Source organism: Allocoprococcus comes (genome assembly GCF_013300725.1).
Classification (GTDB): Bacteria; Bacillota; Clostridia; order Lachnospirales; family Lachnospiraceae; genus Allocoprococcus; species Allocoprococcus comes_A.
In genome coordinates this window covers 18,333-32,706 of record NZ_JAAIMM010000004.1, presented here as the reverse complement: position 1 = coordinate 32,706, position 14,374 = coordinate 18,333, and the positions used below count along the sequence as shown (strand labels likewise).

The following is a 14,374-nucleotide window of genomic DNA, read 5'->3' as shown; positions in this document are numbered from 1 at the left end:
TCCCTTTGAAAATGGACTCAAGTCGATAAACAGTTTCTTCAATCCACTTGTGTCCTTGAACTCCTTGAATAAATACTCCAGAAGTTCTTCCTGCCTTCTCTTTGTTCCAAATCCATGGGATTACTTGGAAGATTCCAGTACATAATCACACGGCAATAATTATGAAAATCCAGACCCTCCTGACCAATAGACGTTGTGGCAAGTACAAACGGACGCATTGGTGAATTAAAGCACTTCTGATATTTTCTTTACGCATGACTACCTTGGAATTATCGCCTGCATATCTCATTTAATTTGGAATAATGTGGTATTTCATATGTCTGGCTTTAAACCAGCAGTATTCATCTGTAATTTCATTCACTTCGAGTTCCTCATCTACAAAATACACATATCCATCGAATAATAATAGCGTAGAACATGACCAATATGGATTCCAGTATTCTGGATTTCTGCTGTCCGTACAATACTCCAAGTCATCCCAAAACCAAATTTCAACTTGACATCCCCATATCCCGGTGAACCTCAGATACAGTTCTCCACCATCTAATATTTTTTGTTCTTCAATACATGCATCATGAAAATTTCCGGTTGCCCAATCAAAGTCTTCAATATCTTTTTTCGTTTTAATCTCACGATACTCTTCATATGTATAAGATTCTTCAATTTTTATACATTGCTGCATAATATCATCAGGAACAACTCCTTCTGAAATAATTTTGTCTGCTAGTTCTCTTGGAAGAAATTCTACACCGCCCGTGCCATCTTGTTCGTTTATAATCCACCCACTCTCATCAGAATCTATAACCAGTACTCGTTTTATTAAATATTCCGTATCAGGCTGTATGTTAAACCATTTTATCAATTTCGTTTTTTCTTCATTGAATACTATATAATATGGGGTATGAATTCTTTCAAGATAACGCTGATAATCATCTTCTGACTTTACATCACTATAATAGCCGAATACCGATGAAATATAATATTTTCCATTGCCTTGTCTTATTATTGCGTGCATATTACGCCCTCTTTTAATCCATAAAAAACGATGCTATTTTTTCTTTGTTATCTAATATCTCGTCTACTGGTACTCCACATGATTTTGCCAAATCAATAGAACCTTCAAAGGCTACACGAACGTCTGGTGCAAATGCCCTGTTTAATAATTCCATGAACAGCTTCGTATCCTTACCAATTTCATCTACAAATTTCTGATACTGATCCTGTAATGAAACATCCAGCTGACGTACTGCTTCTGCATATTCTTCAAATATCTTCTGTTCTCTGGCTGACAGATTATCTTTTGCGATCTGATACATCATGGTTCCTACAGTATTGCCAATCACTGCGCCAAGTACAGGAAACGGAATCAATACTTGGCCTGCAAATGAAGAAAGTGCACTAACTGAAGCATCTAAACATAACATTTCTGAATTCTCAATAAATCTCTGTTCATCTACATTTCCCTGCTTTAATTGATATGCCTGTTCCGCAATACCAAATGTTGCTGTTACCATTGCGCTTGCTACAGCTACCGGAGTTGCAGTAAAATTTGTCAATGTATAAATAGATGCTCCTCGTATACCACCTTTCAAGGTTCCCTTTCCTGTAGTAGCTGCAATCTCTTTCCAATCATTCTCATCAAAAACATTGAATTTCTTACCAGACTTTCTTTTTTCAGCTATTTCCAGACACAATGCCATAGCACCCTCCATTGCGGCTGCAGCTGCTGTTGCTTTCACTCCCTCAGATAACGTAGGTTTACTTTTATTATATGCCTGTTCTTTTCTTTCCTGATTTCGTTTTCTTAAACTACCCTTTTCTTTTGAAAAAGTCTGTTCGTATGTGCCTTTCTGGACTTCAGAATATTTTAATTTGGACGGTTCTACTTTATCTAATGGAATATCGCCATTTTTAAAAAATTCATGTACTTCTCTCCACTGTTTCAAAGAAAAATCGCCTGTTGAAGTCGGCATTTTATTTGCTTCTTTTTCTGAAATCGAAAGCAGCCGCTTGATTTTCTCGTAATGGTCTTCCGGAATCTGATATACTCCTCCATTATCAAGGAAATTAGGATAAGCATTTAAATGCATACGAATTGCCTGTAGTGATAAATGTCCGCCTCCGTTTACAAATTTCTGCTGGATCAGCGTTGCTCCCCTTCTCAAATCTTCAGGTCCATTATCATTAATCCATTCATATATTGGTGCTTTTCCTTCTATCTGTTCTCTGGCATTTCCAATACCACATTCTGCAACTTCAGCAATAAATCCGTGCATTCCATATTGGCCGCCTCGTCCTTTTCCATTATTCACGATATCTCTGCTAATAGTTTTAAGTGTTTCACTAATGGTAGAGATCGCATCGTTCAGATTTGATTCTTCTTTCTGCAATGTCTTCATCAATCTGTCTAATCGCACCTGATTCAGGTAATTAATCCATGAAGCAACAGCTTGTTCTTGCCCACTTTTAATCATCTTTTTAGCTTCTATCATTTACTTTATTCCTCCACAGTTTCACCAAGCGTTGCTGCTAAAGATTTTGCATTGTTCACAAGTGTTCCCAATAATATTTGCCCTTCATCTGCTATTTCCATAAAGTTCTTTCCATAGTAAGTCATACATTTTCCGTACTGATCATTCAACATACTTCTTAATTTTTCCGTCTTATCTAATAATGACTGCATTTTGACATTAACTTCACTAACTGATTCAACATTGTGTAATACTGCCTCAATCTCTTCTTTTTTTTCTTTACCAAGTTTGATTTTTTTATTTGCAAACAGAGCAATTGATGCTAATAATGTAGCTCCTCCAATTGTCCAGCCTACTGGACCAGCCATTGCCAAAAATGCGGTTCCTGATGCCATTCCACCTCCCCCGGCGGCGGCTGCACCACCTCCAAGCCATGCTAAAGCTGCATTAGTAGCGGCTGCACCTGACAGTGTTGATATAGCAGTTCCTGTAGAAGCTGTACCAAATGTTGTTGCTACCCACATAGCTGCACTCGGAGCCAAACTGGCTACAGCCATACCTCCGTCTACTCCTGCACCTACACCTGCCATGGATTTCTTGGCTGCATCAAGTTCTTGTGTTGCATAATCACATACATCTTTGAATTCTTTTTTATAAAGATGGATCTCCTTAAAATCTGCATCAAAATTCTTTGGATGATTTGCAATACTGTTTATTACATTTTCAACATTTTCCAGTAAATCCACAGATCGTTCCCGCTGTCTAAGAATCGTTGAGCCGTTATTCTCAAACTCTGCATATGCCGCATTATACCTGTTTACTGCATCATGAAGTTGGTCATCAAGACTTCCCTGCTTTTCTTTGTTATCGTCTTGTGTGCCCTGTTTTTTATGTTCAGTCACTACATTTTTTATCGTATCAGCACTTGTTTTTGCTCCATTTGTAATCTTTTCAGCTCCATCCTTTACTCCGTTTGATACGAACACAAGACCCTCTTTCGTTCCCTTAGAAATCTTATCAAGCACCTCACTGCCTTTTGCCTGTTTTTCTACCTCTGCAATAGTACCACTAATAAAATCTCCTACGTTTTTCAATTTATCTTTAAACGGTTTTCCCATAACAATTATCCTTCTTTCTTGTCAAAATAATGTTGGATCTGCTCCATACCATGTCTGTACGTCGTTTTCTGTTGTAATACTTTCAATCCATGCAATGCCAAATACATATGTTGTCGTCTTAGTTTCTTTCATAACCAAATATAAAACACCGTCTTCCATATACTCATTATCGTAATCATATATATCTGAAACGCAGATACCATCAGCATAATATCCTGATTCGCCTTCCATACCTATTGACAATTTAGTATTATCTTTGTAAAACGATTTCAATTCTAATCGCTCTCCTGATTCTATTCCATCCTTTTTAGATGAAACATGTCCCTTTATTTTACAAGAGATTGTATGTATTTTTCCATCCGGAATAAAATCAATTTTAATGGCATATCTTCCATTAACGTCAGGACATAATTTTTCTGACACTCCAATATTCTTTTCCGCATATTCAACTTTGTTGTCATCTACATATATTTCAATATCTCCTAATGGTGTGGTTAGCATTAATCCACCTCCAATCTGCTATTATTATAACATTCAATCCTTTTTTACGCACTAAAAAAGGATGTAGGAATCCACTTCCCACACCCTCATTAGTATCCTATCATTTTCGCCTCCAAACATATGGAATCGACAAATCAAAACTTTCCGGTAATCAGCTAAAGTCCTTCGAATTTTCTTTCGATCCGGAGGATTTTTTCATGCAATTTTTCAAAAGTGGTTCAAAGGTGATCCAAACAAAAATCAGTCAATTCTTACTCGTTTTCTATTTTTCAAAAAAAACTCTATTTCCCTTATAAAACGGTTGCTTTTTCTCTAAACTATAGTATAATAAATCTTGTCGTGTGTATAGAAATACTAAACTTTAGGTTTATTTTTATTTTTACAAACAATTTACAGAAAGGAGCTATTTATGAACATCGGACAGAAAGTAAGGGAGCTCCGTATTGCGAAAAATCTTACCCAGGAAGAACTTGCAGACCGGAGTGAGCTTTCGAAGGGATTCATTTCCCAGCTGGAACGGGATCTTACTTCTCCTTCTATCGCCACACTGGTTGATATTCTGCAGTGTCTCGGCACCAATCTGAATGAATTTTTCAGCGATGACGAGGAAGAACAGGTTGTCTTCGGTGATGAGGATTATTTTGAAAAAAAGGATACTGATCTGAAGAATACGATCGAATGGATCATTCCGAATGCCCAGCGCAATATGATGGAACCGATCCGTCTTACCCTGGCTCCGGGCGGTGCAACCTACCCGGATCTTCCACACGAAGGTGAGGAATTCGGATACGTGCTTCAGGGTTCCGTCAAAATCCACGTAGGCAATAAGGTCTACAAAGCTAAAAAGGGAGAATCCTTTTATTTTACTCCCCGCGCAAAGCATTATATAGAAGCATCGTCTTCTTCCGGGGCACGCCTGATCTGGGTCAGCACTCCCCCAAGTTTTTAAGTACACAGGAGGATTACACATATGCCAAACAAACTGATTGACATTGTTGGTGTTTCCAAATCATATGGAGACAATCTGGTTCTGGACGACCTGAACCTTTATATCAGAGAAAATGAATTTCTCACACTTTTAGGACCTAGCGGCTGCGGAAAAACAACGCTTCTGCGTATTCTCGGCGGATTCGAAAATCCGGACTCCGGAAAAGTAATTTTCGACGGAAAGGACATTACATCCCTTGCACCGAATAAACGGCAGCTCAACACTGTTTTCCAGAAATATGCGCTTTTCACCCATATGACCATTGCTGAAAATATTGCTTTTGGTCTGAAGATCAAAGGAAAATCAAAATCTTACATCGATGATAAGATTCATTATGCATTAAAACTGGTTAATCTGGAAGGTTACCAGAACCGTTATCCGGATTCTTTAAGTGGTGGTCAGCAGCAGCGTATTGCCATCGCCCGCGCCATTGTAAATGAACCAAAAGTTCTTCTTCTGGATGAACCTCTCGGTGCCCTGGATTTAAAACTCCGCCAGGATATGCAGTATGAGCTGATCCGCCTGAAAAATGAGCTTGGGATCACATTTATCTACGTTACCCACGATCAGGAAGAAGCCCTCACCATGTCTGACACGATTGTTGTCATGAATCAGGGATACATCCAGCAGATCGGTACACCGGAAGATATCTACAACGAGCCGGAAAATGCTTTCGTAGCCGACTTCATTGGCGATAGCAACATTTTCAATGCCATTATGGTACGCGATAAGCTGGTAAATATTGTCGGTGCCGAATTCCCGTGTGTGGATACCGGATTCGGAACCAACAAACCGGTCGATGCGGTCATCCGTCCGGAGGACATCGATCTTGTAAAACCAGAAGAAGGCACATTAAAGGGTGTCGTTACCCATCTGATTTTCAAAGGAGTCCACTATGAAATGGAAGTCCTTGCCAACAACTATGAATGGCTGGTACACAGCACCGATATGTTCCCGGTTGGCACTGAGGTTGGAATCCATGTTGACCCGTTTGATATTCAGATCATGAAAAAACCGGAATCTGAAGATGAGGAGGCTGTAGGAATTGAAGAATAGCAAACGACTCCTGGCAGGTCCGTACCTCTTCTGGGCAGTTTCTTTCATTATTATTCCTCTGATCATGATCTTCTATTATGGTCTGACAGATAATGATGGGAAATTCACCTGGATGAACCTTGCCAAAATCACCACACCGGAGAACCTAAAGGCTCTGGGACTTGCGCTTCTGCTTGCGTTCGTCAGCACAGTGATCTGTCTGGTTCTCGCCTATCCTCTGGCAATGATCCTTGCCGGAAGAAATGTAAACCAGTCCAGCTTCGTGGTTCTCATCTTCATCCTTCCAATGTGGATGAACTTCCTTTTAAGAACCCTTGCATGGCAGAATCTTCTGGAGAAAAACGGTGTCATCAACTCCGTTCTCCACTTTTTCGGGCTGCCATCCTGGAACGTGATCAACACACCGACAGCCATCATCCTCGGCATGGTCTACAACTTCCTGCCGTTCATGGTGCTGCCGATTTACAATGTACTTGTAAAGATTGACAAAGATGTTATTTCCGCAGCCAGAGATCTCGGTGCCGGAAATATCCAGACATTTACCAAGATCATCCTTCCACTTAGTGTTCCAGGCATCATCAGTGGAATCACCATGGTATTTGTCCCTGCACTTACAACCTTCGTTATTTCCAACCTTCTTGGCGGAAGCAAGATCCTTCTGATTGGAAATGTCATCGAGCAGGAATTCCAGCAGGGAAGCAACTGGCATGTAGGAAGTGGACTTTCACTTGTCCTGATGATCTTCATCATTGCAAGTATGGCTCTGATCGCCAAATATGATAAAGACGGGGAGGGCACAGCATTCTAATGAAAAAGAAATTACAGAATTTATATTTACTGCTGATCGTGATCTTCCTCTATGCTCCGATCATGACACTGATGGTTCTGTCCTTTAACAGTTCCAGAACCCGTGCCAAATGGGGCGGATTTACCGGAAAATGGTATGTATCCCTTTTCCAGGATGAAGCGATCATGAGCACCTTATACAACACCCTGATCATCGCCCTGCTTTCAGCGCTGATCGCAACAGTGATCGGAACACTGGCATCCATTGGAATCCAGAGCATGAACCGCAAGTTCCGCACCTTTATGCTGGGTGTCACCAACATCCCGATGCTGAATGCAGACATCGTAACCGGTGTATCCATGATGCTGCTTTTCATTGCATTCCGTATGACGATGGGATTTACAACGATTTTGATCGCACATATTACCTTCAATATCCCGTATGTCATCCTAAGTGTCATGCCAAAACTAAAGCAGACCAACCGGCGGACCTATGAAGCTGCACTGGATCTGGGTGCTTCCCCGATCTACGCTTTTTTCAAAGTCGTATTTCCGGATATCCTTCCAGGAATTCTTTCCGGTTTCCTGCTTGCATTTACCATGTCACTGGATGATTTTGTTATCACTCACTTTACCAAAGGACCGGGAATTGATACCCTGTCCACCAAGATTTACAGTGAAGTACGAAAAGGAATCCGTCCGGAGATTTACGCACTTTCAACACTCATGTTCGTAACGGTGCTCTTCCTTCTCTTCCTGGTTAATTTAAAACCGGAAAAAGAAGTTCACGAAAAAAACGGCACGATCCGCAAGCCATCCCGTGCACGCCACACGATGCGCCTCGTCGTAACACGTGTCGTACCGGCACTGCTCGTGATCGTCATTACAGCCGGCGGATTTTTCTACAATTCAAAGACAAAGATTTCCGGCTCCGAAAAGGTAATTGTCTACAACTGGGGCGAATATCTGGATCCGGATGTCCTGGATATCTTTGAAGAAGAAACCGGTATCCAGGTAGTCTATGAAGAATACGAAACCAATGAGATCATGTACCCGAAAGTGCAGTCCGGCGCTATTTCCTACGATGTGGTCTGCCCTTCTGACTATATGATCCAGCGTATGATCGAGAACGATCTTCTCGACGAGATCAACTGGGATAATGTTCCGAATATCAAAAATATCGGACAGACCTATATGGATCAGTCCAAGGCATTTGACCCGGAAAATAAATACTCTGTTCCTTATTGCTGGGGAACTGTCGGGATCCTTTACAACAAAACCATGGTAGACGAACCAATTGATTCCTGGTCTGTTCTCTGGGATCCAAAGTACAAGGACAGCATCCTGATGCAGGACAGCGTCCGCGATGCATTCGGTGTTACCTTAAAATATCTTGGATATTCCCTGAACTCAACCGACCTGGACGAGCTGAACGAAGCGAAAAATCTTCTGATCAAACAGAAACCTCTGGTTCAGGCATACGTCGTTGACCAGGTGCGTGACAAGATGATCGGAAACGAAGCAGCCATCGGTGTTATTTACTCCGGTGAAGCCATTTACACACAGAAAGAAAATCCAAACCTGGAATACGTGATTCCGAAAGAAGGATCCAATATCTGGATCGACTCCTGGGTAATTCCGAAGAATGCAGAGCATAAGGAAAATGCAGAAAAGTTCATCAACTTCCTCTGCCGTCCGGACATCGCACTGAAGAACTTTGAGTACATCACCTACTCGACTCCAAATGAAGCAGCGCGGGAACTGATCGAAGACGAGTCCATCCGCAACAGCAAGATTGCATTCCCGGATGCAAGCGAGCTCTCCGGATGTGAGACCTTCAAATTCCTTGGAGATAAAAACGATGCTGTCTACAATGAATTATGGCGGGAAGTGAAATCAAAGTAATGTGGGAAAGAATTCTGAATTATACAATAACCGAACAGAAAACTTCCAATATCCATGAGTTTTTAAAAGCTCATGGATATTCTTCTTCTCTGATCCGGGCAATCAAAGAAGATCCTGAAGGAATCCATTTAAACGGGGAGCCGGTACTGGCGCGCACGCTTCTTTCTCCGGGTGACCGGCTTGCCATCCGGATTACCGAAACAAAATTCTCCGAAAATATTGTTCCGTCAGATCTGCCTCTTTCAATCGTATATGAAGATCCGGATCTGCTGGTCATCAATAAACCTGCCGGAATGCCAATTCACCCTTCCCAGGGAAATTATGACAACACACTTGCCAATGCCTGTGCATGGTATTTCAAAGAGAAAGACGAGCCTTTTGTGTACCGCTGCATTAACCGGCTTGACCGGGACACCACCGGTCTTCTGATCATTGCCCGGCATCTTTACAGTGCCTCTCTCCTCTCTGCTATGATGGCACGTCGGGAAATCCACCGGGAATATCTGGCACTTGCCACAGGAATCGTCCCGGAAGACGGAACCATCACTGCTCCAATTGCCAGAAAAGAGGGTTCTACCATCGAGCGCATGGTCGATTTTAAACATGGTGAATACGCCTGTACCCATTACCGCAGGCTTTCCATCACAAATACAGATCCGGTCTACTCTCTGGTTGCCTTAAAGTTGGATACCGGACGCACTCATCAGATCCGGGTGCATATGAATTACATCGGTCATCCGCTTCCGGGAGATTTTCTCTATAATCCGGATTACAGCCATATCAGCCGTCAGGCACTGCACTCACATCATCTGCGTTTCCGGCACCCAATCACAGGAGAAGAAATGCATTTCACAGCACCTGTGCCTGAAGATATGTTACTCTGATAAATACAGGTAAGTGAGCCGCATACCCCGGCACATAATGCTCTTTTTATGGAAGGATTTTCCATGTGTATTTTCTGACCATACCCAAAAGAGCTCCTGAGAGAACAAAGTTATTCATTCTCCCAGGAGCTCTTCTTCTATTTATTTCTTATTTCTGACGACGGATCACACTAAAAAACAGCGGAACGGATTCAAACTGCCTCTATAATCTATATCGCTCTCTTACCATGTGACCAGCTTCAACATTCTACAAATCAAAACATCCGCCTCCAATAAATTCCCTCAAAATCGAATTCTGCGGAACATACTCACTTCCGATTCCCACAAAATAATCCAGGAATTTGAGCAGTCTCTTTGCCTCCTGATATTCAGCGCAGTCCTTCTCAATTCCGAACAGGATCGGTTCTGCATAAGCTTTCAGAACAGCCAGCTCATAAAGAAGAGCTGAATTAAACATCACATCCGCGTCTTCCTGATACGGGAAAATATTGTTCTCTTCCCCTCTTCGCACCGACTGCCACATAGCGATCGTCTGCTTTGCCGAAGTACCTCTGGTTCTTGCATCGCGCACCATCCGGCGGATCAGACGTCCATCTGTTGATGCGATCCGGTTATGCTCATCGATATTCAACTGGGTCAGTGCACTGATATAGATCTTGAATTTATTTTCTTTTGGCAGATCATGGGTCAGCGCATCATTCAGACAGTGAATGCCTTCGATCACCAGAATATCCTGCTCTCCGAGCTGCATATAATGTCCGTTATATTCCCGTTTTCCGGTCTTGAAATTAAACGTCGGAAGTTCAATCCGCTCGCCTGCAAGCAGCTTTTTCAGATCATGGTTAAAAAGTTCCACATCCAGCGCTTCCAGGCATTCATAATTCGGCTTTCCTTCTGCGTCCAGCGGTGTATCCACACGGTTCTTAAAGTAATCATCCACTGAAATCGGATGCGGGACCAGACCACTTACCCGGAGTTGGATGGAAAGCCGTCTGGAAAATGTAGTCTTTCCTGACGAAGAAGGACCGGCGATCAAGACAAACTTCTTCTGCGGATTTCCTGCAATCTGCTCTGCGATCTGCGCAATCTTCTTCTCCTGCATTGCCTCCTGTACCAGAAGCAGTTCCTTTGGATTGGCGTTGCCGCCTGTCACATAATCATTCAGTGCCCCTACCGTTTCAATTCCAAGCATATCACCGCCACGCGTAGACTCCTTCAGCACATGGAACAGCTTATTCTGAGGCTGAAATGGAGGTATCTTTTCCGGTTCAGCTGCCTCCGGCATCTGTACTACAAATCCCTCATCATATAAATATAGTTTAAAATATTTCAGATAGCCGGTTGACGGAACCATATAGCCGTAATAGTAGTCCTCAAATTCATTGATACTGTAAATATTGACTGTAGACACTCTGCGATACCGGAACAAACGCTCTTTATCCTTCATACCGTACTTACGGAACATTTCAACCGCTTCATCGGTATGGACCGATCTCTTTCGGATGGAAAGATCCTTATCAGCCATTTCATGCATCCGTTCTTCAATCCTTGCAAGCAGTTCCTGATCCAGCTTCAGATCTCCTTTTATTGTACAATAATACCCTTTATCTACAGAAAAATGGATTCTCACCTGTTCTATCTTATCGTGTCCGAGTGTATCATATACTGCCTTCACCAGCAGAAAACTTACACCACGGCGATAGGTAAGATTTCCGATCGTCTCGCCTGTCGTCACAAAATGGAGTGCACAGTCCTTTTTCAGCTTCTTCCCAAGCTCCTGAAGCTTTCCATTTACATATACAAGAACAATATTATGTGGGTATCTTTCCTGATATTCCCCGGCAATCTGCAGATATGTGGTTTCTGCCGGAAAACTTCTCTCTTCCCCGTCAATCTGTACTTTGTACATCTGCTGTTCCATATTTACCGCCTTCTTTCTGCCTTACGGCACTTTGACAAATCTGTCTGTTTTTCTCCCCGCTCCCAAACACCTTACGTCAAAACCCAGAATGGCTGCCGGATCTTTGCTGTCCGGATCTCTGCCTCTGGAAATTTCTCCCGGCAAAAATGTTCCATATCTGCAATAAAGATATGCTCCACGCCATAGTGTCCGGCATCAATTACTGCCATTTTTTGCGCAACCGCATCAATCCCCTCATGGTGATCAATATCACCTGTCACCAGTACATCCACACCTTTTTCCAAAGATACGGAAATTGCGCTCTTCCCGGAGCCCGGAAAAACACCAAGGCGATGTACCTGCATATCCGGCTCTCCAAAAATCTTCACATTCGGAAGATCAAATGCTTTTTTTACCATTTCCGCACAGGATTTTAAATCCATCGGCTGTGCCAGATCAGCAACTCTTCCGATTCCAACCGGAACTTCGCCGGATTCTGAATGCATGCTTCCCGTCACTTCCAGGACCTCCGGTTCACTCAGTTCAAGTACCTCCCCCGCAAGCTCTGCCATTCCCATCACATCATAATTGGTATGCATCGCATAGTAAGAAATGTCATCCCGAATCAGCTTCAGTACTCTTCTGCCAATAAAATCCTCGTCATTGATCTTTTTCATTGCCTTAAAGATCATCGGATGATGTGTGATCAGCATATCTGCGCCCCAGTCTGCTGCTTCTTCGATCACTTCATCCGTCGCATCCAGTGCAAGATAGATCCTCTTTACTTCTTTATCGCTTCTTCCGACCTGCAGTCCTACATTATCCCACTCCATCGCATAGTGCTTTGGATAACGTGCTTCTATTTCTTTTATAATCTCTCTGCAAATCATCATTTTCCTCCTAAAAATACCGGTCAAGCAGGTCTTCTGCTCTCTTTATCATATGCAGAACCTCTGCACTTCTCTCCTTCGTGCGTTCGCTCTCCTGCACCCGAAGCTTTTCATACACACTCTGATTCACAGACAGTTCCTTTTTCAGATATGCTCCCATCACCGGGTGAGCCTTCTCTAATAAATATTTCCCGTATTCAAGCTCTTCTTCTGCTGCCGGAACACCTTCTGCATAAAGACCTTTCTGCTCTGCCGGGATCACCTTCATCATTGGATAGTATTTGCCATCCTCTTCCACCATGTCCTCTGCAACGATACGAAATCTATATTCCTCCAGATAACGGCGGACTTTTGCAAGCTCTGACTGCGGCTGCAGGATCAGTTCCTTTAAGCTTCTGGTTTTTGCCGGATCCTCATTCAGAATGTGTATGACAAGACCGCCGCCCATTCCGGCGGCGATCATTGTATCAGCTTCTTTCATTTTCAAATTCACCAGGCCATCGGAAAGACGGGTAACGATCTTCCCATCCAGTCCATGTTCAAGGATATGTGCATCCGCTCTCTCTAATGGTCCTTTGTTAATATCCATGGCAATCGCGGACGGAACCAGCCCGTTCTGTGTCAGATAGATTGGGATGTAAGCGTGGTCTGTTCCCACATCCACAAGACGCATTCCCGGTGTGACAAGATCCGCCACTGCCTGTAATCTTTTTGATAATTCAGCCATCTTCTTAATCCAAATAATCTCTTAATTTTCTGCTGCGGCTCGGATGACGAAGCTTGCGGAGTGCTTTTGCTTCGATCTGACGGATACGCTCACGGGTGACATCGAACTCTTTTCCGACCTCTTCCAGTGTACGTGCTCTTCCGTCACTCATACCAAAACGCAGGCGGAGAACTTTCTGCTCTCTCTCTGTCAGTGTACTTAATACTTCATCCAGCTGTTCTTTCAGGAGTGTCTGCGCTGCTGCTTCTGCCGGAACAGGTACATTGTCATCCTGGATAAAGTCGCCCAGATGGCTGTCCTCTTCCTCACCGATCGGAGTCTCAAGAGAAACCGGTTCCTGGGAAATCTTCAGGATTTCACGCACACGGTCTACCGGCATGTCCAGCTCTGCCGCGATCTCTTCCGGCGTAGGTTCACGTCCAAGCTCCTGCAGTAACTGTCTGGATACACGGATCAGTTTGTTGATCGTCTCTACCATATGAACCGGTATACGGATGGTTCTCGCCTGGTCAGCAATCGCACGTGTGATCGCCTGACGGATCCACCATGTTGCATAGGTACTGAACTTAAATCCCTTCTGATAATCAAACTTCTCTACCGCCTTGATAAGTCCAAGGTTTCCTTCCTGTATAAGATCCAGAAACAGCATACCACGTCCCACGTAACGCTTTGCAATGCTGACTACCAGTCGCAGATTAGCTTCTGCAAGGCGCTTTTTCGCTTCTTCATCACCATCTGCCATTCTCTTTGCCAGCTCGATCTCTTCTTCTGCCGAAAGAAGCGGAACCTTACCGATCTCCTTCAGATACATACGGACCGGATCTTCGATGCTGATTCCGTCCGGAACAGACAGGTCGATCTTCTCCATATCCACTTCGTCTTCATCCGAAAGCATGATCTCCAGATCATCATCATCCACGCTGGAGTCATCATTCATCTGAAGCACATCGATCCCATTGGCCTCCAGGTACTCAAATACCTTGTCCATCTGTGTCGGTTCCAGCTCCATATCCCGGAATACATCATTGATTTCCTGGATTTCAAGAATGTTCTTCTTTTTCTTCGCAAGAGCAACCAGATTTTTTAATTTTTCCTGAAACTTTACTACGTTCTCTTCCATGTAGTGTCCTTCCTCTCATCGCTTGTTT

At 43.2% G+C, this 14,374-nt stretch carries 14 protein-coding genes; 5 read left to right on the top strand and 9 right to left on the bottom strand.

All coding sequences use genetic code 11. The annotated features are described in order from the left end of the window. Positions 1–38 precede the first annotated feature (38 nt). The 5 genes from G4407_RS17000 to G4407_RS03140 form a co-directional block, all read right to left on the bottom strand. On the bottom strand, positions 39–218 hold the full coding sequence (locus G4407_RS17000; protein WP_243259179.1) for a helicase-related protein: 180 nt from the start codon (positions 216–218) through the stop codon (positions 39–41). A gap of 71 nt (positions 219–289) precedes the next feature. Then, positions 290–1,015, bottom strand: coding sequence for a hypothetical protein (locus G4407_RS03155; RefSeq protein ID WP_173687715.1), 726 nt, complete (start codon positions 1,013–1,015; stop codon positions 290–292). Between the two features lie 13 nt (positions 1,016–1,028). Further along, entirely contained in the window at positions 1,029–2,492 is a 1,464-nt protein-coding gene (locus G4407_RS03150) for a hypothetical protein (protein ID WP_173687714.1), read from the bottom strand. Between the two features lie 5 nt (positions 2,493–2,497). Beyond that, a complete protein-coding gene (locus G4407_RS03145) occupies positions 2,498–3,589 on the bottom strand; it encodes a hypothetical protein (RefSeq protein WP_173687713.1) in 1,092 nt (363 codons plus the stop codon). Positions 3,590–3,610: 21 nt separating this feature from the next. Next, positions 3,611–4,090 carry a hypothetical protein gene (locus G4407_RS03140; protein ID WP_173687712.1) on the bottom strand — a complete coding sequence of 160 codons (480 nt, stop codon included), beginning with the start codon at positions 4,088–4,090 and terminating at the stop codon, positions 3,611–3,613. A 409-nt stretch (positions 4,091–4,499) separates the two neighbouring features. On the opposite strand from G4407_RS03140, the gene G4407_RS03135 reads away from it, so the two are divergent. Genes G4407_RS03135 through G4407_RS03115 form a run of 5 tightly spaced genes read left to right on the top strand, consistent with a single transcriptional unit; the run spans position 4,500 to position 9,709 of the window. After that, entirely contained in the window at positions 4,500–5,039 is a 540-nt protein-coding gene (locus tag G4407_RS03135; RefSeq protein ID WP_173687711.1) for a helix-turn-helix domain-containing protein, read from the top strand. Positions 5,040–5,060: 21 nt separating this feature from the next. Continuing rightward, positions 5,061–6,134, top strand: a complete 1,074-nt coding sequence (locus G4407_RS03130) for an ABC transporter ATP-binding protein (protein ID WP_117556198.1) — start codon at positions 5,061–5,063, stop codon at positions 6,132–6,134. After that, a complete protein-coding gene (locus G4407_RS03125; RefSeq protein WP_173687710.1) occupies positions 6,124–6,942 on the top strand; it encodes an ABC transporter permease in 819 nt (272 codons plus the stop codon). The genes G4407_RS03130 and G4407_RS03125 overlap by 11 nt, the downstream gene beginning before the upstream one ends. Next, positions 6,942–8,825 carry an extracellular solute-binding protein gene (locus tag G4407_RS03120; RefSeq protein WP_173687709.1) on the top strand — a complete coding sequence of 628 codons (1,884 nt, stop codon included), beginning with the start codon at positions 6,942–6,944 and terminating at the stop codon, positions 8,823–8,825. Before G4407_RS03125 ends, G4407_RS03120 begins: the two co-directional genes overlap by 1 nt. Beyond that, positions 8,825–9,709 carry an RluA family pseudouridine synthase gene (locus G4407_RS03115; protein WP_173687708.1) on the top strand — a complete coding sequence of 295 codons (885 nt, stop codon included), beginning with the start codon at positions 8,825–8,827 and terminating at the stop codon, positions 9,707–9,709. Before G4407_RS03120 ends, G4407_RS03115 begins: the two co-directional genes overlap by 1 nt. A 247-nt stretch (positions 9,710–9,956) precedes the next feature. Here G4407_RS03115 and G4407_RS03110 read toward each other — a convergent pair whose 3' ends face one another. From G4407_RS03110 to rpoD, 4 genes are all read right to left on the bottom strand, one after another. Beyond that, positions 9,957–11,630: a nucleoside kinase gene (locus tag G4407_RS03110; RefSeq protein WP_173687707.1), complete on the bottom strand. Its 1,674-nt coding sequence runs from the start codon at positions 11,628–11,630 to the stop codon at positions 9,957–9,959. A gap of 71 nt (positions 11,631–11,701) precedes the next feature. Continuing rightward, positions 11,702–12,499, bottom strand: a complete 798-nt coding sequence (locus tag G4407_RS03105; protein WP_173687799.1) for a Nif3-like dinuclear metal center hexameric protein — start codon at positions 12,497–12,499, stop codon at positions 11,702–11,704. A gap of 10 nt (positions 12,500–12,509) precedes the next feature. Next, positions 12,510–13,226: a tRNA (adenine(22)-N(1))-methyltransferase gene (locus tag G4407_RS03100; RefSeq protein ID WP_173687706.1), complete on the bottom strand. Its 717-nt coding sequence runs from the start codon at positions 13,224–13,226 to the stop codon at positions 12,510–12,512. A 4-nt stretch (positions 13,227–13,230) separates the two neighbouring features. Next, a complete protein-coding gene (rpoD, locus tag G4407_RS03095) occupies positions 13,231–14,346 on the bottom strand; it encodes an RNA polymerase sigma factor RpoD (protein WP_173687705.1) in 1,116 nt (371 codons plus the stop codon). Positions 14,347–14,374: the final 28 nt, after the last annotated feature.